This is a genomic window from Marinobacter litoralis, assembly GCF_003336705.1.
In the GTDB taxonomy this organism is placed as follows: domain Bacteria; phylum Pseudomonadota; class Gammaproteobacteria; order Pseudomonadales; family Oleiphilaceae; genus Marinobacter; species Marinobacter litoralis.
Genome location: NZ_QMDL01000002.1, coordinates 499,765 through 523,302, shown reverse-complemented (window position 1 = coordinate 523,302; position 23,538 = coordinate 499,765). Strand labels below are relative to the sequence as shown.

At 56.0% G+C, this 23,538-nt stretch carries 25 protein-coding genes; 13 read left to right on the top strand and 12 right to left on the bottom strand.

Annotated elements, in window-relative coordinates:
- The 6 genes from DOQ08_RS07960 to DOQ08_RS07935 form a co-directional block, all read right to left on the bottom strand.
- A complete protein-coding gene (locus DOQ08_RS07960) occupies positions 1-672 on the bottom strand; it encodes an amino acid ABC transporter permease (RefSeq protein ID WP_114334373.1) in 672 nt (223 codons plus the stop codon).
- 71 nt (positions 673-743) lie between these two features.
- Complete coding sequence (locus DOQ08_RS07955) at positions 744-1,499, bottom strand: transporter substrate-binding domain-containing protein (RefSeq protein WP_114334372.1); 756 nt, start codon at positions 1,497-1,499, stop codon at positions 744-746.
- 217 nt (positions 1,500-1,716) lie between these two features.
- On the bottom strand, positions 1,717-2,586 hold the full coding sequence (metF, locus tag DOQ08_RS07950) for a methylenetetrahydrofolate reductase [NAD(P)H] (protein WP_114334371.1): 870 nt from the start codon (positions 2,584-2,586) through the stop codon (positions 1,717-1,719).
- A gap of 12 nt (positions 2,587-2,598) precedes the next feature.
- Positions 2,599-3,972, bottom strand: a complete 1,374-nt coding sequence (gene ahcY / locus DOQ08_RS07945; RefSeq protein ID WP_114334370.1) for an adenosylhomocysteinase — start codon at positions 3,970-3,972, stop codon at positions 2,599-2,601.
- A 60-nt stretch (positions 3,973-4,032) separates the two neighbouring features.
- A complete protein-coding gene (gene metK, locus DOQ08_RS07940) occupies positions 4,033-5,223 on the bottom strand; it encodes a methionine adenosyltransferase (protein ID WP_114334369.1) in 1,191 nt (396 codons plus the stop codon).
- A 118-nt stretch (positions 5,224-5,341) separates the two neighbouring features.
- Positions 5,342-6,370: a metalloregulator ArsR/SmtB family transcription factor gene (locus tag DOQ08_RS07935; protein ID WP_114334368.1), complete on the bottom strand. Its 1,029-nt coding sequence runs from the start codon at positions 6,368-6,370 to the stop codon at positions 5,342-5,344.
- 181 nt (positions 6,371-6,551) lie between these two features.
- Between DOQ08_RS07935 and tkt the strand changes: the two genes are divergently transcribed.
- The 11 genes from tkt to DOQ08_RS07885 all read left to right on the top strand — a co-directional run bounded on the left by tkt (position 6,552) and on the right by DOQ08_RS07885 (position 16,333).
- Entirely contained in the window at positions 6,552-8,552 is a 2,001-nt protein-coding gene (gene tkt / locus DOQ08_RS07930) for a transketolase (protein WP_114334367.1), read from the top strand.
- Positions 8,552-9,580 (top strand): type I glyceraldehyde-3-phosphate dehydrogenase, encoded by a 1,029-nt coding sequence (locus DOQ08_RS07925; RefSeq protein WP_114334366.1) that lies wholly within the window; start codon positions 8,552-8,554, stop codon positions 9,578-9,580. Before tkt ends, DOQ08_RS07925 begins: the two co-directional genes overlap by 1 nt.
- Before the next feature lie 63 nt (positions 9,581-9,643).
- Entirely contained in the window at positions 9,644-10,804 is a 1,161-nt protein-coding gene (locus tag DOQ08_RS07920; RefSeq protein ID WP_114334365.1) for a phosphoglycerate kinase, read from the top strand.
- A gap of 221 nt (positions 10,805-11,025) precedes the next feature.
- On the top strand, positions 11,026-12,090 hold the full coding sequence (gene fba, locus DOQ08_RS07915; protein WP_114334364.1) for a class II fructose-bisphosphate aldolase: 1,065 nt from the start codon (positions 11,026-11,028) through the stop codon (positions 12,088-12,090).
- A 151-nt stretch (positions 12,091-12,241) separates the two neighbouring features.
- Complete coding sequence (locus DOQ08_RS07910; RefSeq protein ID WP_114334363.1) at positions 12,242-13,447, top strand: iron-containing alcohol dehydrogenase; 1,206 nt, start codon at positions 12,242-12,244, stop codon at positions 13,445-13,447.
- Positions 13,448-13,516: 69 nt separating this feature from the next.
- Complete coding sequence (locus tag DOQ08_RS07905) at positions 13,517-13,771, top strand: Rho-binding antiterminator (protein WP_114334362.1); 255 nt, start codon at positions 13,517-13,519, stop codon at positions 13,769-13,771.
- Positions 13,772-13,783: 12 nt separating this feature from the next.
- On the top strand, positions 13,784-14,050 hold the full coding sequence (locus DOQ08_RS07900) for a DksA/TraR family C4-type zinc finger protein (protein ID WP_114334361.1): 267 nt from the start codon (positions 13,784-13,786) through the stop codon (positions 14,048-14,050).
- Positions 14,051-14,107: 57 nt separating this feature from the next.
- Positions 14,108-14,359 (top strand): TMEM175 family protein, encoded by a 252-nt coding sequence (locus DOQ08_RS15985; RefSeq protein ID WP_206074810.1) that lies wholly within the window; start codon positions 14,108-14,110, stop codon positions 14,357-14,359.
- An 87-nt stretch (positions 14,360-14,446) separates the two neighbouring features.
- Entirely contained in the window at positions 14,447-14,686 is a 240-nt protein-coding gene (locus tag DOQ08_RS15980; protein ID WP_206074809.1) for a hypothetical protein, read from the top strand.
- A gap of 105 nt (positions 14,687-14,791) precedes the next feature.
- Positions 14,792-15,298 carry a hypothetical protein gene (locus DOQ08_RS07890; protein WP_114334360.1) on the top strand — a complete coding sequence of 169 codons (507 nt, stop codon included), beginning with the start codon at positions 14,792-14,794 and terminating at the stop codon, positions 15,296-15,298.
- Positions 15,299-15,364: 66 nt separating this feature from the next.
- Positions 15,365-16,333, top strand: coding sequence for a surface lipoprotein assembly modifier (locus tag DOQ08_RS07885; RefSeq protein ID WP_165823631.1), 969 nt, complete (start codon positions 15,365-15,367; stop codon positions 16,331-16,333).
- Here DOQ08_RS07885 and DOQ08_RS07880 read toward each other — a convergent pair.
- Positions 16,311-17,678, bottom strand: a complete 1,368-nt coding sequence (locus tag DOQ08_RS07880; protein ID WP_114334358.1) for a S8 family serine peptidase — start codon at positions 17,676-17,678, stop codon at positions 16,311-16,313. The genes DOQ08_RS07885 and DOQ08_RS07880 overlap by 23 nt on opposite strands.
- A gap of 127 nt (positions 17,679-17,805) precedes the next feature.
- Here DOQ08_RS07880 and DOQ08_RS07875 point away from each other — a divergent pair, with 127 nt between their 5' ends.
- Both DOQ08_RS07875 and DOQ08_RS07870 read left to right on the top strand, forming a co-directional pair.
- The gene (locus tag DOQ08_RS07875; RefSeq protein WP_114334357.1) at positions 17,806-18,297 is read left to right on the top strand and encodes an RNA polymerase sigma factor; all 492 of its coding nucleotides are present in this window, start codon (positions 17,806-17,808) and stop codon (positions 18,295-18,297) included.
- Positions 18,294-19,028, top strand: a complete 735-nt coding sequence (locus DOQ08_RS07870) for an anti-sigma factor family protein (protein WP_114334356.1) — start codon at positions 18,294-18,296, stop codon at positions 19,026-19,028. The genes DOQ08_RS07875 and DOQ08_RS07870 overlap by 4 nt, the downstream gene beginning before the upstream one ends.
- A gap of 32 nt (positions 19,029-19,060) precedes the next feature.
- Here the strand turns inward: DOQ08_RS07870 and DOQ08_RS07865 are convergent, their stop codons facing one another.
- The 5 genes from DOQ08_RS07865 to DOQ08_RS07845 all read right to left on the bottom strand — a co-directional run bounded on the left by DOQ08_RS07865 (position 19,061) and on the right by DOQ08_RS07845 (position 23,523).
- A complete protein-coding gene (locus DOQ08_RS07865) occupies positions 19,061-19,501 on the bottom strand; it encodes a hemerythrin domain-containing protein (RefSeq protein ID WP_114334355.1) in 441 nt (146 codons plus the stop codon).
- A gap of 77 nt (positions 19,502-19,578) precedes the next feature.
- Positions 19,579-20,187: a DUF2894 domain-containing protein gene (locus DOQ08_RS07860; protein WP_114334354.1), complete on the bottom strand. Its 609-nt coding sequence runs from the start codon at positions 20,185-20,187 to the stop codon at positions 19,579-19,581.
- On the bottom strand, positions 20,187-20,843 hold the full coding sequence (locus tag DOQ08_RS07855; RefSeq protein ID WP_114334353.1) for an OmpA family protein: 657 nt from the start codon (positions 20,841-20,843) through the stop codon (positions 20,187-20,189). Before DOQ08_RS07855 ends, DOQ08_RS07860 begins: the two co-directional genes overlap by 1 nt.
- Positions 20,843-22,834, bottom strand: a complete 1,992-nt coding sequence (locus tag DOQ08_RS07850; protein WP_114334352.1) for a DUF802 domain-containing protein — start codon at positions 22,832-22,834, stop codon at positions 20,843-20,845. The genes DOQ08_RS07855 and DOQ08_RS07850 overlap by 1 nt, the downstream gene beginning before the upstream one ends.
- A complete protein-coding gene (locus tag DOQ08_RS07845; protein ID WP_227537546.1) occupies positions 22,831-23,523 on the bottom strand; it encodes a DUF3348 family protein in 693 nt (230 codons plus the stop codon). The genes DOQ08_RS07850 and DOQ08_RS07845 overlap by 4 nt, the downstream gene beginning before the upstream one ends.
- Positions 23,524-23,538: the final 15 nt, after the last annotated feature.

Here is a 23,538-nt window from a genome sequence, read left to right as displayed (position 1 = left end):
TCAGACGGATGCAAGGCCGCGACGTTCCATCAGTCGCAGAACCAGAGACAAGGACAAGGTAATTGCCAGATACATTAAGGCCACCACAAAATACACCTCAAAGGCGGTAAAGGTGTTGGCAATGTAAACCTGACCCTGGCGAACCAGTTCGCCAACGCCAATCACCGAGAACAGGGATGTGTCCTTGATGCTGACGATGGCTTGGTTGCCAAGTGGCGGGATCATGCGTCGGAAGGCCTGAGGCCAGATGATCGACCAGAACGTCTGTGTGCGTGACAAGCCCAAAGACAGGCCCGCTTCGCTTTGGCCCTTGGCGATGGACTGTACGCCACCACGAACCACTTCCGAAATATAGGCACCCGAGTTCAGCGCGATGGCGGCTATACCCGCGGTGAGCGGATCAATCGGGCCGCCGACCAAGTCGGGCAAGCCGTAGAAGATGAACAGTACCTGCACCAGAATGGGTGTGCCGCGAAAGATTTCGATGTAAGCCGTGGCCGGCCAGCGCAAAAACCATTTTTTGTTGATGCTGAGCAAGCCGAAAATGATGCCCAGAATAAACCCGATGGCGAGGCCACCGAAGGAAATCATCAGGGTGTAAGGGATACCCTTGGCGAGATAGGGAATGGAATGTATCGCTGCCTGCCAGTCAAACTGAAACTGGAATTCCACAGTGTGTGTCTCCGTTGGGTTGGGAGTAACCGGTCAGGGTGTTGTGCACCCTGGCCGGTACGAGTGGAGGTTTATTTGTCTTCAGGCATCGGTCCGAACCATTTTTCGTAAATGGTTTTGTAGGTGCCGTCGTCTTTGATTTCAGCCAAGGCTTCGTTGACCGGGCCAACCCACTTGCTGCCTTTCTTCAGGGCAATGCCGTACTGCTGGCCTTCGTAAAGTGGACCCACCACTTTGACCTTACCTTTACCTTTGGTGCTGGCAAAGTAGCCGACGTTTGGTGCGTCGTAGAATACCGCGTCAACCGCGCGGGACATCAATGCCATGTACATGTCGGAGCTGCCCGGGTAAGGGGTTACGCCGTCATCGTCGTCGAGGGTTTTCATCAGGTAGTCGTAGCTGGTACTACCGATTTTCGAGCCGATCTTTTTGCCTTCAAGATCGGACATCTCGTCCATGTCGGAGTCGGTACGAACCAGAATTCGGAGGCCGGAATCGTAATACGGGTCGGAGAAATCAACGATCTCGCCGCGCTCTTCGGTAATGGTGATACCCGCGATGGCGATGTCTACGTTGCCCGTTTGCAGGGCGGGGATAATGCCGTTGAAGTCCATGGTGTTCAGGTCGTAGTCAAAACCTGCCCGCTCAGCCACCTCGGCGATGATTTCCATGTCGAAACCGATCATTTCGCCGGTTTCCTGGTCCATCATTTCAAATGGAACGAAACTGGGGTCTGTAACTACGCGAAGGGTTTCTGCACTGACCGACGTTGCGGCCACGGATAGTGCTAAACCTGCGCCCAGTGTTTTTAGCCATTTGCTGCTCATGCTTTCTCCTAGCTTTTGTTATGGCTCCTTCTGCCCGATAAGACAGGCCGCTATTACGCAGAATTGTGTTTGCGCGTCACGGGGAGCGTTAATGGGATTGCATCAGATACACTCTAGACTAAAAAACGAGGAGTTTCAGGTGATCAGGGGGGATTCATTGGCAGAATAAAAAAGAAAAACTCTCTCCCGGGACGGGAGAGAGTCGGTGGAGAAAAGATCAGAAGGAAATCTTTTCCCGGTCGGTAATACCCAGATTCTTCCAGATCGAAAGGCTTGGTTCGGTCTGGTTCAGGGTGTAGAAGTGCAGTCCGGGTGCGCCGGCCTTAAGCAGGTCTTCGCACATACGGGTTACCACTTCTTCGCCGAATTTCCGGATGCTGACGGTGTCATCTCCGTAGGCTTCCAGCTGCTTACGAATCCAGCGCGGAATTTCGGCACCGCACATGTCAGAGAAGCGCACCAGGCTTGAGAAGTTGACGATGGGCATGATGCCCGGCACCACCGGAATGGTGATGTTCATCTTCTCCAGACGGTCGATGAAGTAGAAGTAGCTGTCCGCGTTAAAGAAGTACTGGGTGATTGCGCTGTTGGCGCCAGCCTGTACCTTGCGGGCAAAATTCTTCAGATCATCTTCCGCGCTGCGAGCCTGCGGGTGGAATTCCGGGTAGGCGGCCACTTCGAGGTTGAAGTGATCACCGCTGTGTTCCCGAATAAACTCGACCAGCTCGTTGGCGTAGCGCAGCTCCCCAGAAGCCCCCATGCCAGAAGGCAGGTCGCCCCGCAGGGCAACAATCCGGTTAATGCCGTTCGCTTTATACTCATCCAGCAGTTGACTGATCTCTTCGCGGCTGCCGCCCACGCAGGACAAGTGTGGTGCTGTGGAAATGCCCTGTTGATGCAAATTCAGCACAGTTTCTATTGTGCGGTCACGGGTTGAGCCGCCGGCGCCGAAGGTTACCGAGAAAAAGTCCGGGTTCACCTCGGCGAGTTGGTCGCGAACAACCTGGAGTTTTTCTTTGCCCGCATCTGTCTTGGGCGGGAAAAACTCGAAGCTGAAGCGCCGTTTGAATTGTTTTTGGGATTGCATGATTCTGTCCGCTTAGTACCTGTATGTTTCTGGCTTGTACGGGCCTTCTACCGGCACGCCGATGTATTTGGCCTGGTCCGGAGTCATCTTGGTGATCACACCACCGAAACCTTCAACCATGGCGCGAGCCACTTCTTCGTCCAGCTGCTTAGGCAGAACCTGAACGTAAACGCCCTTGGCTTTGGCGTCTTCCGGCAGGTCGGCAAACTTGCGCTCGAACAGGTACATCTGTGCCAGTACCTGGTTGGCGAACGAGCCGTCCATGATCCGTGAGGGGTGGCCGGTTGCGTTGCCCAGGTTCACCAGGCGGCCTTCAGACAGCAGAATCAGGTGGTCGTTAGTGGCTTTGTCGCGGTAGATCAGATGTACCTGCGGTTTAACCTCGTCCCACTCCCAGTTCTTGCGCATGTAAGCGGTGTCGATTTCATTGTCAAAGTGGCCGATGTTGCACACTACTGCGCCGCTCTTCAGGGCTTTCAGCATGTTGGCGTCGCACACATTGACGTTACCGGTGGTGGTAACCAGCAGATCGGTGGTGCCCAGCAGGTCCGCGTTGATGCCTTGCTCGGTGCCGGTGTTGATGCCGTCGATGTACGGAGAAACAACTTCAAAACCGTCCATGCAGGCTTGCATGGCACAGATTGGATCCGCTTCGGTGACTTTTACGATCATGCCTTCCTGACGCAGGGACAGAGCCGAGCCTTTACCTACGTCGCCGTAGCCGATAACCAGTGCTTTCTTGCCTGACAGCAGGTGGTCGGTGGCACGTTTGATGGCGTCGTTCAGGCTGTGGCGGCAGCCGTACTTGTTGTCGTTCTTGGACTTGGTAACAGAGTCGTTCACGTTGATCGCCGGGATTTTCAGGGTGCCGTCGCGCAGCATTTCCTGAAGACGGTGAACACCGGTGGTGGTTTCTTCGGTCACGCCGTGGCAGTTAGCAATGATCTGCGGGTACTCTTTGTGCAGCAGTTCGGTCAGATCGCCGCCGTCGTCCAGGATCATGTTGGGTTCCCAGCCGTCTACGTCTGCGCCAACGGTCTTGTGCAGGCACCATTCGTATTCTTCGTCGGTTTCACCTTTCCAGGCGAATACAGGAATGCCTTGGGCGGCGATGGCGGCTGCGGCCTGATCCTGAGTCGAGAAGATGTTGCACGAAGACCAACGAACGTTCGCACCCAGTTCAACCAGTGTTTCGATCAACACGGCGGTCTGGATGGTCATGTGGATGCAGCCCATGATGTTGGCGCCTTTCAGCGGCTGCTCGGCTTTGTACTTTTCGCGCAGCTTCATGAGGGCAGGCATTTCGCCTTCGGCGATGTGTACTTCTTTACGCCCCCAATCTGCCAGGGCGATATCGCGTACTTTGTAGTCGTCGAAGTTGCTCATAGGTGTTCTCCGGTTGGTTCTGTTTGGGCGCATGAACTCCGTCATGCGCCTGAAGCTTGTTTAGATGCCCGCAGCGTCTTTAAGAGCCGCTGCGCGGTCAGTCTTTTCCCATGGGAAGGCGGTGAAAGTTTTGCCGCCAACCGTCATTTCGTATGGGTCACGGCCGAAGTGGCCGTAGGCTGCTGTGGCCCGGTACATGGGGTGCAGCAGGTCGAGCATGTTGGTGATGGCATAGGGGCGCAGGTCGAAGTGTGCGCGTACCAGATCAACGATCTTTTCATCGCTGAGCTTGCCGGTGCCGAAGGTGTTCAACGAGATAGATGTCGGCTGTGCGACACCGATGGCGTAGGACACCTGAATCTCACATTTCTCGGCCAGACCGGCAGCAACGATGTTCTTGGCAACGTATCGGCCTGCGTAAGCCGCAGAGCGGTCAACTTTCGAGGGGTCTTTGCCGGAGAAGGCACCGCCACCGTGGCGAGCCATGCCGCCGTATGTATCTACGATGATCTTACGGCCGGTCAGACCACAGTCACCTACCGGGCCGCCGATCACAAACTTGCCTGTCGGGTTGATGTGGAACTGGGTGTCTTTGTGCAGCAGTTCAGGCGGCAGAGTGTGCTTGACGATCAGCTCCATCACCGCTTCTTTCAGGTCTTCCTGGCTGACGTCCGGATCGTGCTGGGTAGACAGTACAACGGCATCAATGCCGACCACTTTGCCGTTTTCATAACGACAGGTTACCTGGCTCTTGGCATCCGGGCGCAGCCACGGCAGCAGTCCGCTCTTGCGGGCTTCGGCCTGGCGCTGAACCAAACGGTGGGAGAAGGTGATCGGTGCAGGCATCAGTACGTCAGTTTCGTTGCTGGCGTAGCCGAACATCAGGCCTTGGTCACCGGCACCTTGGTCTTCAGGCTTCTGGCGGTCAACGCCCTGAGCGATTTCGACGGACTGCTTGCCGATGATGTTGATCACGCCACAGGTGTCGCCATCAAAGCCAACATCCGAAGAGGTGTAGCCGATGTCTTTGATCACGCCGCGAACCAAGTCTTCCAGATCAACCCAGGCGCTGGTGGTGATTTCACCGCCGACAATGGCAACGCCGGTCTTTACCATGGTTTCACAGGCAACTCGGGCGTGCGGATCGTCGGTCAGGATGGTGTCCAGGACCGCATCAGAGATTTGATCCGCCAGTTTGTCCGGGTGGCCTTCGGAGACCGATTCAGAAGTAAAGATGTTGTAATCAGACATGTGTGTGTCCCTCTGTGAGCGTTTTCAAATTCGTTCCGGCGTCGTCAGGGGTGATCTGCCAGGTGTTTTTGCGTTTTTTAAGGTGTAGGTATTACTACTTACTTCTATATCAATTTTTTTAGATATTCCGTGATGTGCGTGCGTTTCGAGCCATTTTCGTGGTTTTCCAGAACTCTCTAACCTGTATCTGGAAGCCGTTGCGCAGCCCGATAAACAGCTGCTCGCCGGCGTTCAATCCAGCATCGGCGGCCCAAGCGGTCAGTTCCTCGGGCTCAAAGCCTAACCAAAGATCGCCGCAGTTTTCTTTTGCCCAATCCTGATCGTGGCTGCATAGGTCACTGATAATGAAGCAGCCGCCGTTGTTCATCAGGGCTGCTGCGTCCAGAAATATGTCCGCCGGGCTGGGGACGTGGTGCAGCACCATATTGGCCACAATCAGATCAAAAGCATCGCCGCTGGCCAGCACGGTATCCGTTACGCCTTCGATTAAATCGACGTTGTTCAGCCGCTCTTCAATGCACGTACGGGTGGCCTTGGCGAGCATGTCTTTGCTGTTGTCCAGGCCCACAACATGCTCGAAAAGTTCCGACAAAACAGGCAAAAAGCCGCCTTCGCCCGGTCCAATCTCCAATACGCTTTGCCAGTTCTGTTGGCTCACTCGTTTGCGAATCAGCTCAGCCGTTGGGTCGGCGTACAAATCAAACGCAGCAATCAACTCTTGCTGTTCCCGGAACTGCGCAGAGTGGCGCGAGAAAAATGCCTGCGACTGTTCCGCTCGTTGCGCGCGTATTGCTTCGATTTTTTCGATCAGCGCAGACGGCAGCGGGACACGGTCAACCGTCTCAAAAATCTGCCGAATGGCTTGGTCCGCCAGTTTCACGCTGTCCAGGTGCAGAGGACGACGGTAAAAAATGGCGTTGCCTTCCCGCTGGGGCTCCAGTAATCCGGCCTTGTGCATCACCTTCAGGTGATGGCTCATGCCCGACTGGCGCATATCAAACAGTTGGCTCAACTCAAGCACACCGAATGTGTCACGGCGCAGCACCCGCAGGATCTCAAGGCGTAAAGGGTCACCGCTTGCTTTGAAGATCGGTGCCAGTGCCTCAACGGATGAGGTTTCGGGTGCGTGTGTATTGAGTGATGTCATGGCGGAAGAGTGTAGGGGGGTTCGGTTGATCGATCAATAGCCATATCAATTTTTTTTGATATAGATTTATTCTTGTCTGAAATTTGCCCCCGGATACCCTAATCGGCGAAAATACGCGCCTTCTTTTTAAGCAGTTTTTGCAGCTTGAAGTCTTGTCCTGAAAAACACTGGAGAATTGTCAATGCCGTCTCGTAAAGATCTCGCCAACGCCATACGCGCGCTGAGCATGGATGCGGTTCAGAAAGCCAAATCCGGCCACCCGGGTGCGCCCATGGGAATGGCAGATATCGCCGAGGTACTGTGGAACGATTACCTGAGCCATAACCCGGCTAACCCGCAATGGGCTAACCGTGACCGCTTTATTTTGTCTAACGGCCACGGCTCCATGCTGCAGTACTCCCTGCTGCACCTGAGCGGGTACGACGTGTCGATTGACGACATTAAGAACTTCCGTCAGCTGCACTCGAAAACACCGGGGCATCCTGAGTACGGCTACACTCCAGGTGTAGAAACCACCACTGGCCCGCTGGGTCAGGGTATTGCGAACGCCGTTGGCTTCGCCTTGGCTGAAAAGGCCATGGCGGCGCAGTTCAACCGTCCGGGTCACGACATTGTTGACCACTACACCTATGCATTCCTGGGCGACGGCTGCCTGATGGAAGGTATTTCTCACGAAGTGGCGTCTCTGGCCGGTACCTTGGGCTTGGGCAAACTGGTGTTTTTCTACGACGACAACGGCATTTCCATCGACGGCGAAGTGGAAGGCTGGTTTACCGACAATACTCCGCAGCGTTTTGAATCCTACGGTTGGCACGTTATCCCGAACGTTGACGGCCACGATGCAGACGCTATTCGTGCCGCTGTCGAAGCTGCGCGTGCGAACACTGAGCAGCCGACACTGATTTGCTGCAAGACCATCATCGGCTTCGGTTCCCCGAACAAACAGGGCAAAGAGGATTGTCACGGTGCCCCGCTGGGTGACGATGAAATCGCTCTGACCCGTGAAGCGCTGGGCTGGAAGCACGGTGCGTTTGAAGTGCCTGAAGACATCTACGCAGCCTGGAACGGCAAAGAGAAAGGTGCAGCGGCTGAGGGCGCCTGGAATGAGAAGTTCGCGGCCTATGAAAAGGCGGAGCCAGAACTGGCGGCTGAGTTCAAGCGCCGTATGGCGGGTGAGCTGCCTGCAGATTTCGCTGAGAAAGCGCAAGCCTACATTCAGGAATGCCAGGACAAGGGCGACACCATCGCTTCCCGAAAGGCCTCCCAGAATGCTTTGAACGCCTACGGCCCGCTTCTGCCGGAACTGATGGGCGGCTCTGCCGACCTGGCCGGTTCCAACCTGACCATCTGGTCTGGCTGTAAAGGTGTGACCAAAGACGACGCCTCTGGCAACTACATCTATTACGGTGTGCGTGAGTTCGGCATGGCCGCGATCATGAACGGTATGGCTCTGCACGGGGGCTTTGTGCCTTACGGCGCCACCTTCCTGATCTTCATGGAATACTGCCGTAACGCCGTGCGCATGGCGGCACTGATGAAGCAGCGCTCCATCTTCGTATTTACCCACGACTCTATCGGTCTGGGTGAAGACGGCCCGACTCACCAGCCGATTGAGCAGCTGGCCAGCCTGCGCACCACACCGAACATGAGCACCTGGCGCCCGGCCGATGCGGTTGAATCTGCGGTTGCATGGAAATCTGCGCTGGAGCGTAACGATGGCCCTACGGCCATGGTGTTCTCCCGCCAAGGTCTGCCGCATCAGGATCGTGACGCCGAGCAGCTGGCGAACGTTGCTAAAGGTGGCTACGTGCTGTCCGACAGCGAAGGCACACCTGAGCTGATTCTGATTGCCACCGGCTCCGAAGTAGGTCTGGCGCAAGACGTGGCCGGCAAACTGCGTGAGCAGGGTAAAGCCGTCCGTGTGGTTTCCATGCCGTCTACTGACGTGTTCGATGCCCAGAGCGCTGAATACAAGCAGCAAGTACTGCCGCTGGAAGTGACCAACCGCATTGCTATCGAAGCCAGCATCGCTGACTACTGGTACAAGTACGTTGGCCTGGACGGTCGGGTTGTAGGCATGACCACCTTCGGTGAGTCTGCGCCTGCCGGTGAGCTGTTCAAGGAATTCGGCTTCACTGTCGAAAACATCCTCGAAGTGGCTGCTGAACTGCTGGACGCTTAATGAGCAACTCAAAGCCTTTTCGAATTGCTATCAACGGGTACGGCCGTATCGGCCAGTGCGTGTTGCGAGCGTTGTATGAGAACGGCTTCCGCGACCACCTGCAGGTGGTCGCGATTAACGAGTTGTCGGACATCGACACCATTGCCCACCTGACCAAATACGATTCCACCCACGGGCGGCTCAACGGAAAGGTGGCTGTGGACGGCAATGACTTGGTGGTGAACGGTGACCGTATCCGAGTGCTGCGCCACCCGGACCCGGAAGATCTGCCCTGGCGATTGCTGGATGTGGATCTGGTTCTGGAATGTTCCGGAGCCTATTCCGACCGGGCAACCGCAGAAAAGCACATTGCCTCCGGTGCCAAACGCTTGTTGTTCTCGCAGCCGGGTGAAGCGGATGTAGACCGCACTGTGGTGTATGGCATTAACGACAACGCTCTGACCCAAGAAGATGTCATTGTTGCTGCCGGTTCCTGCACCACCAATTGCCTGGTGCCGGTAATCAAAGTGCTGGACGACGCCTTCGGTGTAGAGCAGGGCAGTACCACCACCATCCACGCCGCGATGAACGACCAGCCAGTGATCGACGCCTACCACCATCAGGACCTGCGCCGAACTCGCAGTGCGCTGCACAATATGGTGCCTGTCGATACCGGCTTGGCTCGTGGCATTGAACGGTTGTTACCGCACATGGAAGGCCGTTTCAGTTCCGTGGCCATTCGAGTGCCCACACTGAACGTGTCGGCTATCGATATGGTCGTGAATGTGAGCGAAAGCACCGACGTAGCGGCCGTAAACCAGCTCCTGAAAAACGTCGCCGAAGGGCCGCTTGCAGGCATTCTTGACTACACTGATGAACTGCTGGCGAGTTCCGACTTTAACCACGACTCCCATTCCGGAGTGGTTGATGGCGGGCAGACACGAGTGACCGGCGGCACCATGGTGAAGGTGCTGTGCTGGTTTGATAACGAATGGGGCTTCGCCAACCGAATGCTGAATGTCAGCCAGGCTTGGCTAAGTAAACCTTGATGCATACAACGGGGCCAGTCCCCACCCAAGATACGACTGAATCCATAACTACGGACCTTGATTATGGCCATCAAAAAAATGACTGACCTGAACCTCGCCGGCAAGCGGGTTCTGATTCGTGAAGACCTGAACGTACCGGTGAAAGACGGCAAAGTATCCAGCGATGCCCGCATCCGTGCCTCACTGCCCACCATCAAAGCAGCGAAAGACGCCGGCGCGAAAGTCATGCTGATGTCCCATCTCGGCCGTCCGGAAGAAGGCGTATACGACGAAGCGTCTTCCATGAAACCGGTAGCCGACCACCTGTCCACCATGCTGGGTCAGGAAGTTCGCCTGATTAAAGATTACCTCGGCGGTGTTGAAGTGGCCGATGGCGAAGTCGTTCTGTTCGAGAACGTGCGCTTCAACAAAGGCGAAAAGAAAGACAACGAAGACCTGGCCAAGCAATATGCGGCCCTGTGCGACATCTACGTGATGGACGCCTTCGGCACCGCTCACCGCGCCCAGGCTTCCACCCACGGTGTGGCCAAATTTGCCCCTGAAGCTTGCGCTGGCCCGCTGCTGGCGGCAGAACTAGACGCTCTTGGTAAAGCTCTGGATAACCCGGCCAAACCCGTGGTTGCCATCGTTGGTGGCTCCAAAGTCTCCACCAAACTGGACGTACTCAACGCATTGGAAAAAGTCTGCGACCAGATCATCGTAGGCGGCGGCATCGCCAACACCTTCCTGGCGGCCGCAGGCCACCCGGTTGGTAAATCCCTGTGCGAACACGACCTGATCGACACCGCCAAAGACATCGCCAGTCGCGTAGAAATCCCGCTGCCGGTTGACGTAGTCGTTGCCAGCGAATTCGCCGAAACCGCCACTGCAACCGTCAGAAACATCTCCGACGTAACCGCCGACGACATGATCCTCGACGTAGGCCCGGAAACTGCTGGCCAATTTGCTGAACTGCTTAAGAACGCCAAAACTATCCTCTGGAACGGCCCGGTTGGCGTATTCGAATTCGACCAGTTCGGCAACGGCACCAAAGCCCTCGCTGAAGCCATCGCCCAAAGCGATGCCTTCTCACTGGCCGGCGGCGGAGACACCGTGGCAGCCGTTGACAAATACGATATAGCTGACAAGATCTCCTACATCTCAACTGGCGGCGGTGCCTTCCTGGAATTCGTAGAAGGCAAAACCCTGCCGGCAGTAGCTGTGCTGGAAGAAAGAGGCGCCTGATTTCAGTCATAACTGAAAAAAGGATGGCATAGAAACAAGTAAGAATCGCAAGGAGGGAGGGGGAACGGTTTCGCGGAATTTCGAAGGCCAAGGATGGCCTGAGAGAAGCGCACATGGATGTGCTCGTAGCGGTTCCGCGAAACCGTTCCCCCTTCATCCGCAGCAGACTCCCAGATAGCAGTCTGCTCCAAACATTAATAGTCTAATGAAGGAGACAACCCATGGCCCTGATATCGCTGCGGCAACTTCTGGACCACGCCGCCGAGCATGGTTACGGTGTGCCAGCCTTTAACGTAAACAACCTCGAACAAATGCGCGCCATCATGGAAGCCGCCGACAAAACCGACTCCCCAGTTATTGTTCAGGCCTCTGCCGGTGCCCGCAAATACGCCGGCGCGCCCTTCCTGCGTCACCTGATCCTGGCCGCCATCGAAGAATGGCCGCACATCCCAGTGGTAATGCACCAGGACCACGGCACCAGCCCGGCCGTATGCCAGCGCTCCATCCAGCTTGGCTTCAGCTCCGTCATGATGGACGGATCGCTGGGTGAAGACGGCAAAACCCCGACCAGCTACGAATACAACGTAGACGTCACTCGCCGCACAGTCGAAATGGCGCACGCGTGCGGTGTTTCCGTAGAAGGCGAACTGGGCTGCCTGGGCTCTCTGGAAACCGGCCAAGCCGGTGAAGAAGACGGCATTGGCGCCGAAGGCACCCTGGACATGGACCAGATGCTGACCGACCCGGAAGAAGCGGCAGACTTCGTGGAAAAAACCCACGTAGACGCATTGGCCATCGCCATCGGCACCAGCCACGGCGCCTACAAGTTCACCCGTCCACCAACGGGCGACATCCTGGCGATCGAGCAGATCAAAGCGATCCACAAGCGCATCCCCGATACCCACCTGGTCATGCACGGCTCCAGCTCCGTACCCCAGGAATGGCTGAAAGTAATCAACGAATTCGGCGGTGAAATCCCGGAAACCTACGGTGTACCGGTCGAAGAAATCGTTGAAGGCATCAAGCACGGCGTGCGTAAAGTAAACATCGACACCGACTTGCGCTTGGCAAGCACCGGCGCGGTTCGTCGCTTCATGGCGCAGAACCCAGCCGAGTTTGACCCGCGTAAATTCCTGAAGGCCACCATGGTAGCGATGACCGACATTTGTGTTGCTCGCTACGAAGCCTTCGGCTGTGCCGGTCAGGCCAGCAAGATTAAGCCGCTGAACCTCGAGCAAATGTTTGAGCGTTACGAGGCTGGTGAGCTGGACCCGAAAGTAAAGTAAGCCTGCAGTAAAAGTGCCCCGGAACCACCCGGGGCACTTAATTTCTCCCCTCCCTCGAAATTTCCTGAAAATAGTAGCTTTGTGAGCAAGGTTAGCGTTTTTGGCTATATTTAATGGCTAATACTCAACATGCTAACTAAAGCAGCTACCTATGATTTTCGAGAAAATTACCGTCGCGCGCTCTAAAGCGCAGTTGTCCGCACTCAAACTGGTCGTGAAGCTGATCCCCGCCCCCGTGCCCTACATGTTTTTGGGTGGGCAGGCTCGTTTTCAGCTACTAGAGCATATTGCGCGCCATGGCTTAAACAAGGTGTTGATCGTCACCGATGCCGCATTGTTTGAGTTGGGTGTTGTGAACCCTCTGCAGCAAAAGCTTAGTGAGTTAGGTGTTGAAGCGGCTGTGTATAGCGGGGTGCTGCCAGACCCAGACTTCAGCGTGGTCCAAAATGGCCTCGCCATGCTCAGAGAGAATAATTGCGATGCGGTCTTGGCGGTGGGCGGGGGCTCGTCGATTGATGCGGCAAAGGTGATCGCACTCGCTGCTAACAACAAAAAAACGCCTCAAGAGCTCGTGGGAGTTATTAAAGCTCGCAAGCCGGCGTTGCCTCTGTTTGTTATTCCAACCACCGCAGGCACCGGCTCTGAGGTAACGATCGGTGCTGTCATCTCAGACGAAAAAACCCACATCAAAAATCTGGTGATCGACCCCAAAGTCGTGCCCCTGGCTGCCGCGCTTGATTCTGAAATTATGGCCGGAATGCCCAAGACGGTTACCGCAGACACAGGAATCGATGCACTGACCCACTGCCTGGAGTCCTGGATCAGTGATTTTTCCAACGAAGAAACCGAGATGTACTCTGGTTCTGGCGTGAAACTCGTCCTGCAAAATCTAGAGCGGGCCTGTGACAACGGGCAAGACCTCGCCGCTCGTGAAGCGATGGCGCTGGCGGCAAACTACGGTGGCTTGGCACTCAATAAAACCGGGTTGGGCTATGTCCATGCAATAGCGCATCAATTGGGAACTCAATATGGCGTACCTCACGGCCGTGCCAACGCGATCGTGTTGCCGCACGTATTGGAAGTGAACCGCCCCTTTGCCGCCGGCCGTTTGGCAGCGCTGGCGCGACTTTGTGGGTTTGAGGCGAATACCGACGAGGAGGCTGCAGATAAACTGATCCAGCGGGTGAAAGACTTATTGCGGGCGCTGCCTATGCACCTTGAAGTAGACGGTATGGACGAACAGCACTTCTCGGTGATTGCTGATGCGGCCATGAAGGAAGCTCACGGAACTTATGCCGTACCGGGGTATCTCAACAAAGAGGAAATCATCCGTATTCTGCATGCGATTAAAGGCTGACGAAGGAAAACGAGTGTTCATGCGGTATAGGTCAGAATCTGGCAACGCAGTCACTGAATGGTGAGAGCAATGATGACGTGTGATCAGCAGGACTACATAGAAATAGCCTGTATGTATCGGTATCCGATCAAGCTAGTGATGACATCAGGCGAAGTGGTTGAAGGTGTCGGAGTGGATACAGCGTACGATGAGCGCAGAGACGAATGCATCAAAGTGGATTCCAACGGTGTCGTTCGTTTGATTCCGTTAGACCTCATCTCATCGCTCGAAGTGTGTGTGGATAACCCGAACTTTCAACATGTTTCTTTTAAAAACAGCAACTAGCAGGTGATTGACATGGCCGGCGGTTGGGCTCGAGACGGAGCCGTACAAGATCAGATAGATGCCACCGTTGAAGACGCAGTCGAACAGGCTCGGAGTAATCTCCACTCCGGAGAAAGCGCTGAGTTCTGTATTGAGTGTGACGAACCCATTCCAGAAGGAAGGCGCACAGCCATTCCCGGCGTTCAGCTGTGCATCGCCTGTCAGTCGAAATTAGAAACCAAGGGCAGCGGCACGGGCGGCATCAACCGGCGAGGCAGTAAAGACAGCCAATTACGATGATTTCATGATTTTTATACATTTGCCGGAAATTGCCGGTATAACAAACGCGATGTATTGATGGGAAAGGGTAGGTTAGAAGCGTTTAGTGATGGTGTGTTGGCCATCATCATCACCATCATGGTGCTGGAATTGCAGGTGCCAGATGGTTCGGATATGGATTCGTTGGTTGCATTGTTACCGAATTTTCTGAGTTACGTTCTCAGCTTCGTTTACGTTGGCATTTACTGGAATAACCATCATCACTTGCTGCATGCAGCGGGGCGCCCGTCGGGTGCAGTACTTTGGGCGAACCTGAACCTGCTCTTCTAGCTCTCGCTGTTTCCTTTCTCTACCGCCTGGATGGGCGGCAATCATTTTGAGGCGCTGCCAACGGCCATCTATGGCGTGGTGTTGTTTATGGCGGCCATTTCTTATCACATCCTGCAACGCTGCATCATGGCGACGGATGGTTGCAGCTCTGTTCTTCGTAAAGCCATTGGCGAAGACTGGAAAGGCAAGTTGTCCATGGTCCTATACCTGACCGGCGCCGGGTTGTCGTTCGTGTTTCACTGGGCGGCGCAGGCTATATATGTAGGGCTGGCTTTGTTGTGGTTGGTGCCGGATAAGCGAATTGAGCGAGCGATGAACGAGAGCTGAGCGACGTTTTCAAAAAAGTTTTATTTTTTTGGGAATAAAGTTTCAGCCCAGTCGTCTTCCTGATGAAAACTGCCCATAAGGGTTCATCCAAAGGAGGACGAAATTATGAAAAAGCACATTTTGACTTTTGCGATCTGTTCTATCCTTTCTACCAGCGCACTTGCTGCTGAGGGAGCCGCTTCCGCTAACGTTCAGGCCGATGCAAACATGAGCGCCAGCGCCAATGGTAACGAGGGCGTTTCAGCTCAGGGCAGCGGATCAGCGTCTGCGCAGGGCAATGTGAACGGTGAGGCCGCGCGTCGCGAAGCTTCTGAGCAAGGCCAGGCTGCCAGCAACGAAGCACGCCAGAAAACAAATGCCGCGGTGAGTGCTGGTGTTGAAGCGGGCCAGAAAGCCAAAGGTAAAGCCAACGCCACAGCCGATGCCGCTGTGAGCAAGGCTGCCGAAAAGCGAGCGGCTGCAAAAGATCGCGTGAACGAAGCGCGCAGCTCTGAAATTCGCGTTGAAACCAATCAGCAAATTGGTACCTCCGTTTCGGATTCCGTGAAAGGCGAAGTCCGTAATTCCGTTAAAGGAGCTGTGAAAGGCTCCACCAGTGGCGGAGTACTCTAATCACGCCGTTTAATGATAGCCGGGCCGGTACAGGCCCGGCTTTTTTCTGGCCAGGAGAACCCTGTCATGCGAGTAAAACAACCCCTTTATAAGCTGCCACTTGCGGTCGCTATGGCTGTGTCAGCCTCTGCGCTCTGGGCATCGGAGCATGCCGAACTGAACGGTCATGTGGCGGCTGGCATGGAGCACGACAACAACCTGACGGTTGACGAACTGAACAGTTCTTCAGATAACAGCGATGAAGCCTGGGTCTTCGATGCCGGGCTGGAAGCCATTTTAAAACCCACCAAGGCACTGAACCTGGCACTGGACTATTCGGTGTCCGGTAGCCGCTACCAAACCTACGACGAATTCGATCAGGATATCCATCTGGCCTCTGCGGATCTGAGTTACGATTTTGATCCGGTTACTGTGGGTGCGAGTTACCACTATTCCCACGCCACTTTAGATTCGGATCCGTTTTTGGATTTCACGCGCACCAGCGTTTACCTCGGCAGCCTTCTGGGGGATAGCACATACCTGATGGTGAGTCTGCAGGACAAAACCAAAGAATTTGAGGACAGCGACGCGCGGGATGCCGACATTAAAGGCGCCAGTTTTGATGCCTTTTTCTTCTTCAACGATGCCCGCAGCCACCTGCTGTTCGGTATAGACGGGGATCAGGAAGACGCAGAGGCCGATGCCTATGACAACCGGCTCATTCGTGTGCGTGTAAGTTGGGTGCACAAGTTCCAGATGGCGGATCAGGAAAATCGCCTGCGGTTGAAATGGCGTTACGAAGACCGTGAGTACGATGAGGTGGTGATCGCGGCTGATGAACCCTTGTTGAGCAATCCGTTTACCGAAGATTTACAGGAACGCACTTCGGAGCAGCGCGCAGACCAAGCCTGGATTGTGGAAGCCGGCTGGCGGATTGGGCTGAACGAAGTGCTTAGCCTCGAGCCAAAGGTATCCTACGGCCATTACACCTCAAACGTAGAGTCTGCGGATTACGATAAAACCGTGGCGGGCGTTACCCTTCGGGCTGATTTCTGAACCGCTCGGATTGATCATCGAGGAAGCCGTGGCCAAAACTCGGGTCACGGCCCTCGTCACCCAGATCTTCAGCCTTGTTGATCAGCACTTGTATCGCTTGGGCTTTGCTCAACCGTGGTAATGAACAGGCGAGTAGGGCAGTGACCACCGGGGCCGCCAACGAGGTGCCGCTATCTTGAACCAAACCGCCGTTCGGGTGGGCAACCGGAACGTCAACACCCAAAGCGGCGAAGGACACGTGCTCTCCCCGGTTTGCCCACCGGTATAACGCTCTCGCGTTATCCACCGCCGTCACACCGATCACGCCCTCATACGCTGCAGGGTACAGCGGTGGCGCCGCGGGTCCTTCGTTGCCCACAGCCGCTACCAATAAAGGGCCCCTCTGCTGCAAACGCTTGATGGCGGCAGCCAGAATCTGGTTGTCCGGGCCAGTCAGGCTGATATTAATGACCGATGTGTTTTGTTTCGCCAGCCAGTTTAACCCGTCCAGTAAATGAGCGAGAGTCGCTCCCGAAGTTGCCTCAGAGCCCTCGTAAAACACCGATGCGTTAAAAAGAGTCGCGCCAGGTAACCGAGGTTGGGTTTGCGGCGTTGATGCCCCCACCAGCACGCTGGCAACGGCGGTGCCGTGGGCCCGAGGTGCTGTCAGTTCACCGGTCTGATTCTGCACCGTTAAAAACGGTTTCTGAACGATGTCAGCCTGGCTAAACGCAGGGTGTTCGTTGCTGATGACCGTATCCACCATGCCGATTCGAACGGAATCCGTACAAAGCATAGACACGGCTGGCACCTCGTTCGCCGGAGCTGTGCGGGAAGAACGACTTTGCGGGCTGTAAATATGGTTACGGTCGAGCCGTTCGGATAACTCCGGAAGAAGTTCTTGCAGGGCTGCTCTGGAGTCCATATCCGGACGGACCCGAAATCGCACCACCCTCAGCCCCAAGCCTTCGAGCTTCTGTTGCTCAAGGATCGTGATGCCGGGGCGCCGAAGCAGGTCCAGTTCACTTTCTGTGGCCGTGGTCAGCCATTGCCTCGCTACCGCTCGCGAACCATCGCTCTGGCGAGCTTCGTAGAAAGCGGTGTCGCCATTACGGGTGCGGACCGGCAACAGGTCTGACAGTTGTCTTTGCAACTGTTCCGGTAGCTCGTCGGCGTTAACGATGCGCTCGTGAGTACGCTCCGTGATCTTGCGCTCCACCAGTGCTTCCGCCCGCCGCTCGATTTGTTCGGTAATGCTGTCAATTCGCCCGTCAATTAGGTCGCCGGGGCCGGCGCCTTGAGCCAATCCCGGGGTCAGCGGCAAGGCCAGCAACATCAGCCAGTGGAACGTTGGTCGCTTAATCATCGTGTAGATCCACGTAAAGAAGAGTTTCTAACAGAACAACGGTTGGATAGAAAAATTATTCCCGATCACAGGGAATAAATCCGGCTTTGACTCGTTGTACAGGTAACACATATCGATAAAGGGCGCCATGCGACAGGAAATTACGGAACTACTGCCGAGTTTGAGACGCTTCGCCTATTCGTTGAGCGGTTCTGCCGCGGATGCAGATGATCTGCTTCAAAACACGGTAGAGCGACTGTTGAGCCGGCCGCGTCCGGATGATGCCGATATTACCCGTTGGGCATTCCGGGTGTGCCGTAACGTCTGGATAGACGAGTGTCGGGCTCGGAAAGTTCGTCGCGAAGCGACTGAGCACCCGGAGCTCAGCGAAGGTCAGGTCTTCGATGGCGACAAGCAGGTAGCCAATGAAATGGAGGTCAACCGGGTGGATCAGGCGATGAGCCAGCTACCGGAAGACCAACGCCAGATCATATCGCTGGTGGCGGTTCAGGGGCTGTCTTATCAGGCTGTCGCTGACATTCTGTCGGTGCCCAAAGGTACAGTAATGAGCCGGCTGGCTCGTGCGCGCGGCGCATTAAGCGAGGCGCTGGCGCCTGGAACAACGAGGATCGAGCAATGACCAACTTGGATGAAAAACTCTCTGCCTTTCTGGATGGCGAATTACTCGCCGAGGAAATGCAGCAGATGCGTGAACGTTTAGCGGTGGAGCCCGCGTTGGCAGCTCGTCTGAGTGAGTTGTCGATGGTTGATCAGGCATTGCAGGCGCACTACGGAGAAATCGACGACCGGCCGCTGCCTGCGGCCATCACACAGTTGTTGGGCGTGACCGACAATCAGCCGGAACAACCCCCGAACAACGTGATTCGCTTGCTGCTACGGGAACGGCTTCGCGCTCATACCGGGAAGGCCATTGCGGCCGCTTTGGTCGGTGGCTTTGCCTTGGCTCAGTGGCTGTCGCTGCCTACGATGGATGCGGATGCCTCCTGGCGGGAGGTGGCGCAGGTACTGGAATCAACGCCCAGCGGCACGAACTATACCTTGGCGAGCGGAGAGCAGCTGACACCGCGGCTGACGTTCGTGAATCACGACGGAGAATATTGCCGCCAGTTTCGGGTGCAGGGTGATGCCGGGCGTTCTGAAAACATTGCGTGCCGAAGCGGTGCCGGTACCGAGGAATGGGATTTAGCCGTGCGTCTGGAGTTGGCCGATACGGTTTCGGGGGACCGCTATCAAACGGCCAGTGGCGGCTCGGCGTTGGATGACACTCTGGATAAAATGATCGCCGGCCCGCTGTTGGCACCGGAAGAAGAGCGGCGCTTGATTGAGCTTCAGTGGTCGCCTAACCACTGAAGCGTAGCTGCAGCAGAAGTGCTTGTTGGCAATCAAGCACTTCTGCGCTTTTCCATATCATTGCGGTACTGACTGCCTAGATCTTCTTTCTGTTGATCCGTCAGTACTTTGCCGCCCATCTGAAACACTTCCTGCTCTTCTTCTTCCAGATGATGGCTGACGAGGTGCTGAAGCTCTTTGAACAGCTGCAGCCATTGCGGGCTGGAATAGTCGGTCTTTTCAAGCTGCTCAATGCATTCATCAATGTCGTGGTGCTCGGCAACGCTGTGGCGGGCTTTGTCCTGGGTTTGCTCGTGTTGCATCAGGTGGGCGTAGAAATGCTTTTCTTCAGCGGCGGCATGTTCGGTCAGTTCGGTTTTCAGTTTTGCAAATCCCTGTCGGCGGACTTGCTCATCGCCAGAGGTGTCAGCCAGCTGCTCCAGCAATTCCCGTTGTACATCGTGATCCTGTCTCAGGGCTTCGAACACGTTCACTATGGCTCTCCTTTTCAGCTTGAATGCAGGGGAAAGTGTAGAACACATTCGAGATGGCTGTATTTCTGCTTGTTAATCTAGATTTTCCGCCCCAGCTTCTCGAGCGCCATCAGCGTATCGGTGTAATTCACCATCCGGTTGAGATACTCCGGAGACAACCGCTGCATTTCGGCAATGGCTCGGCTGACCAACCGGTGGGCGTTCATCGGGCCGGCATCGGCGGGGATGTCTTCGATAGCGTGTTGAATGCGATCTTGAAGGGCTTGAACGCCGTGCTCGGCGGTTGCGCGGGCCATCGCTTTCAACGGTTGCGGGCGGTTTGGCGCGGCTTGTGGGCGTTCAATTTCTTCCTCACCCGTGGCCCCGAAAATTAATCGCTCGATCGCCGAACGGGGCGCTTGTGCGGGCGTGCCATCTTGAGCCTGGTTGAGCGTGTTAATTAACTCGAGCAACGGAGAGGGTGGGCGAGGTTCGGCCGCCGGCGGTTGCTTGGTATTTTCACGCGCTCTAGCCTGTAGTTCGGCGACGGCTCGCTCCAGTTTGCTCCAATGCGCTGTGCCCTGAAGCCCTTTCGCACGCAGTCGTTGTTCGAGCGTTGCCAAATAGTGGAAACGAACCGGGTCTGCTTGGTCTGCGCCGGTCGCTTGAAGCGGTGCAAGCAGGGAAGTTTCCGCCACATCAGACATCAGCTTTCGGCTTCCGTTTCGGAGTCTGCATCGGTGTCGCTGGTGGCTCTGGGCACGGTGCTGATTTCCACGCGCCGGTTCTGAGCGCGGGACTCGGCATCCACATTCGGTACGGCGGGGTGGTGTGCGCCAAAAGCGGCGGCGAAGACCCGGTCGTTCGGCAGGCCCAGTTCCATCAGCGTGCGCGTTACGGTGAGCGCACGCTGCGCCGACAGTCCCCAGTTGTCCTGGTACCGGCTGCTCCGATGCATCGGTAAATCATCGGTAAAGCCGCTGACCATCAGCAGTTCATCGTGTTGGGTCAGGTAGGTTTTCAGCGGGACCACCAGCGATTCCAACACCTCAACGCCGTCCGCTTGTAGCTGATCCGAATTCAGCTCGAACAGCACGTTGCCGCTGATGCCGATTCGCCCATTGCTGAAGGTCACCAAGCCTTTGGTGAGCGGGTCTTCGAGGGCTTGTTCCAGTGCAATCCGCCGTTCTTCCTCGGCTTCCCGTTTGGCTTTTTCTTCCGCCAAAGATTGGCTGAGTTCGAGTTGGACACCAATCACCCAAACCAGTATCAGCACCAGAATGCCCACTAAGGCGGCCATCAGGTCGGAGAAAATCGCCCAGATCGGCGTGGACTGCTGTTCGTTGCCCTCCAGATGCTCCATCAGTTGGCTCCGCTTGTCTCAAGCTCGCCACTGCGGAGTGCCGCGGCGGCCTCGATGACATCCTTCTGGGAGCTGACGGACAAATCGATGACTTCCCGGGCTTGTGCCACGTAGTAAGCCAATTGCTCGTCGTGGCGACTGCCGGCGTTATCCAGAGCTTTTTGAATGTTGCTCAGGCTGTCTTGCAGTTGCGCGTTGGAGACGCTGAACAACTCGACGGCCTTGAGGAACGCATCGCTGAGCGCGCCCACTTCCTGACTGCTGCCGGTGAGGTCTTCGCTCAGCTTGCCGAGCTGTTGGCTCTGCTCCTCAATCAGCACATTGAAGCGTTCGCTGATGCCCGAGAGCGTTTCACCGGCGCCGCTGATCAGCGAATCCACCGCCTGACGTTGGTTATCGGCATTGCTGCGTTGGGATTCCAACAGGCTATCGAGTTCCTGCACCAAGCGCTGGCGCTCTTCCAGCAGCTGGTTTTCCCGCTCGCTGTTGCGTGCCATCTCGGTTTGCAGCTGGGAGATCACCTGCGCCGCGGCTTTTGGTGTTTCTGAAGCGGTTTCAATCAGGCGGGTCATCGGCGCTTCAAGTCCGGAGCCTAGCTCGCCCAGGTGCTTGGCAACAGTGGCTTCCAGTTGCGCCAACCGGTCATTCGCGGCTTCGCCACGAGCAACTTCTTGTTCATGCAGAGTGGTTAACTGCTCGCTGATGCGGTTGATGAGTGCATCCAGACCTTGTTGCTGTTGGCTGGCAATCTTGGTGCTCTCGTCCCGGAACTTGGACTGGTATTCCTGCAGCGTACTCTGCAGATTGGTCATTAACTTTTCTGCCGATTGTTGTTGCTGTTCAACGGCCGTTTGCCAGTGCTGTGCGGTTTGCTGTGTGGCTTGTTGAACCTGCTCCAATAGCTGCTTCTGGGCTTGTTGGGAGGCTTCTTGCAACGCTTGGTTGTGGTCGGCAGAGGCTTGCTGCTGGGCCTGAAGGTTCTGTTGCCAGTTCTCGCCCGCCTCTTGAGTGGTTTTCTGGAACGCCTGGCTAAGTTCTGCCAGTTGCTGCTGGGTGGTGGCTGCCCAGTCTTCATGAAGTTTGCCCGCACTGGCTTGCAAGGTGGTCATGGCGTTGCTGACAATCGGTTCAATGCGATCTGCCGTCAGGCGGGTGCTGGACTCCAATGCTTTCTCTAACGAATCGGCCACAGAGCCGGCCAAGGACTGGTAGTGATCGCCCACGGTGCTGTGGAATTCCTGCTGGTTTCGGGTCAGAGACTGTTCCAATTGCTGGCCGAGCTGCTCCATACGGGCGGTCATGCTTTCCATGGCAGACGCCATTTTGGGCAGGGCTTCCGCCTGAGATTCCAGTGCTGCGAAAGCTTGCTGGCGTTGGTAATCCGCCGACAGGTGATGCAGTCGCTGGCGCAGTGTTTTGTCCAATTGGCGGGAAACCTGTAGGCGTTCACGTCGGCTTAGGGTGGAGGCCAGGCCAAGCATGGCCGAAGCCGCAACACCCGCAATGGAGGTGCCGAAGGCCAGGCTAAGCCCTGCAATCGGAGCTGCCAGCGCGCTACGAATGACGCTGAGTTCGGTACTGCCATCCAGCGCGGATGCGGCACCGCTCAAGGTCACAATCATGCCGGCGAAGGTGCCCAGCAGACCCAGCATAACCAACAGGCCAACCAGATAAGGCGTGAACTGCGGGCTGGGCAGGGCGGCAAAATGCCCGTCAATGCGCCGCTGCACGGAGAATTGAACTTGCTCCGGCAGGCCTGCTAGCCAATCGGTCAGTTGCTCGCGGCTTTCTGGCGTTCCATTGAGTTTATCGGCCAGTTTGCGGGTGGTGTTGCGAAAGCCCGTCAGCTCCACAAAACCCAAGGTATAAACCACGGCAATGATGATCGTGACGGAAAGAGCCAGCAGGTCAGAACCGATGAAACGCTGGCCAATCCAGGCCGTTACGCCCAGACCGATAACAAATGCGAATAAAAAGAAAAGTCTGCTCATGGAGAGTCCGTTACCTCGTTGTGGCAGGCCTCTAGTAACCCCAAAACCGGCTCCAGCCGAACATCCAGTTCAGCGAGTAATAAATTCTGCGCGTCTTCGCAGTAACGGTGGAGCCGTTCGTCCAGCGTAAGGCCGGTGTCGTGGGGTGATTCAGAGGGTGTTTGTAAGGTTTGGAATCGCTGCTCCAGAACCTTGGATACATGGGAAAAACACTGGGCGGTGTAGCTGGCCATGGTGTGGTCGAATACCGAATCCAGTTCCGCCAGACGAGCAAGGTCCTGATTGTGCTCTTTCATAGCCTTGCGGACTTTGTCTCTGAGCTGGCGGCTGGAGGCGGCAACTTTGCGCTGATGCACCAGCCAGGCGTTCAGATAGGGCTCGGATGTGGGGTGATCGCCGGGCTCGACTTCATCGCCGTAGCTGCCGATCTTGCGCCGCAGTGCCCTGCGTATGTTGATTAACTCTTTCGTCAGCTGCTCGAAAACCGGCTCTTGATTCATGCCTGGCTGGCGGCTTCGAAAAGCTGTCGCGGCATCCAGCGTCATGGTATCCCCAAGCCCGAATAAACGGCTCAGGCGCTCTGCGAAACAGGGCAGCTTTTCCGATTTTGAAGAAGAATCGTCGATGGCAAGAAGCTGCAGCAGCCGGCCATGAGTACTGCCGGATTGTACAGGGGCCATTCGAGTCATGAAGTACACCGGGTT

Bases quoted from the DNA above. Each gene is read 5' to 3' on its own strand.
- DOQ08_RS07935 (WP_114334368.1), bottom strand. From the start codon at position 6,370: ATGACATCACTCAATACACACGCACCCGAAACCTCATCCGTTGAGGCA.
- DOQ08_RS15980 (WP_206074809.1), top strand. From the start codon at position 14,447: ATGGCGGCCATTTCTTATCACATCCTGCAACGCTGCATCATGGCGACG.
- DOQ08_RS15985 (WP_206074810.1), top strand. From the start codon at position 14,108: ATGGGAAAGGGTAGGTTAGAAGCGTTTAGTGATGGTGTGTTGGCCATC.
- DOQ08_RS07890 (WP_114334360.1), top strand. From the start codon at position 14,792: ATGAAAAAGCACATTTTGACTTTTGCGATCTGTTCTATCCTTTCTACC.
- DOQ08_RS07850 (WP_114334352.1), bottom strand. From the start codon at position 22,834: ATGAGCAGACTTTTCTTTTTATTCGCATTTGTTATCGGTCTGGGCGTA.
- DOQ08_RS07885 (WP_165823631.1), top strand. From the start codon at position 15,365: ATGCGAGTAAAACAACCCCTTTATAAGCTGCCACTTGCGGTCGCTATG.
- fba (WP_114334364.1), top strand. From the start codon at position 11,026: ATGGCCCTGATATCGCTGCGGCAACTTCTGGACCACGCCGCCGAGCAT.
- DOQ08_RS07880 (WP_114334358.1), bottom strand. From the start codon at position 17,678: ATGATTAAGCGACCAACGTTCCACTGGCTGATGTTGCTGGCCTTGCCG.
- DOQ08_RS07855 (WP_114334353.1), bottom strand. From the start codon at position 20,843: ATGGAGCATCTGGAGGGCAACGAACAGCAGTCCACGCCGATCTGGGCG.
- DOQ08_RS07860 (WP_114334354.1), bottom strand. From the start codon at position 20,187: ATGTCTGATGTGGCGGAAACTTCCCTGCTTGCACCGCTTCAAGCGACC.
- DOQ08_RS07900 (WP_114334361.1), top strand. From the start codon at position 13,784: ATGGCCGGCGGTTGGGCTCGAGACGGAGCCGTACAAGATCAGATAGAT.
- DOQ08_RS07870 (WP_114334356.1), top strand. From the start codon at position 18,294: ATGACCAACTTGGATGAAAAACTCTCTGCCTTTCTGGATGGCGAATTA.
- DOQ08_RS07955 (WP_114334372.1), bottom strand. From the start codon at position 1,499: ATGAGCAGCAAATGGCTAAAAACACTGGGCGCAGGTTTAGCACTATCC.
- metK (WP_114334369.1), bottom strand. From the start codon at position 5,223: ATGTCTGATTACAACATCTTTACTTCTGAATCGGTCTCCGAAGGCCAC.
- tkt (WP_114334367.1), top strand. From the start codon at position 6,552: ATGCCGTCTCGTAAAGATCTCGCCAACGCCATACGCGCGCTGAGCATG.
- DOQ08_RS07905 (WP_114334362.1), top strand. From the start codon at position 13,517: ATGATGACGTGTGATCAGCAGGACTACATAGAAATAGCCTGTATGTAT.
- ahcY (WP_114334370.1), bottom strand. From the start codon at position 3,972: ATGAGCAACTTCGACGACTACAAAGTACGCGATATCGCCCTGGCAGAT.
- DOQ08_RS07920 (WP_114334365.1), top strand. From the start codon at position 9,644: ATGGCCATCAAAAAAATGACTGACCTGAACCTCGCCGGCAAGCGGGTT.
- DOQ08_RS07925 (WP_114334366.1), top strand. From the start codon at position 8,552: ATGAGCAACTCAAAGCCTTTTCGAATTGCTATCAACGGGTACGGCCGT.
- metF (WP_114334371.1), bottom strand. From the start codon at position 2,586: ATGCAATCCCAAAAACAATTCAAACGGCGCTTCAGCTTCGAGTTTTTC.
- DOQ08_RS07875 (WP_114334357.1), top strand. From the start codon at position 17,806: ATGCGACAGGAAATTACGGAACTACTGCCGAGTTTGAGACGCTTCGCC.
- DOQ08_RS07845 (WP_227537546.1), bottom strand. From the start codon at position 23,523: ATGACTCGAATGGCCCCTGTACAATCCGGCAGTACTCATGGCCGGCTG.
- DOQ08_RS07910 (WP_114334363.1), top strand. From the start codon at position 12,242: ATGATTTTCGAGAAAATTACCGTCGCGCGCTCTAAAGCGCAGTTGTCC.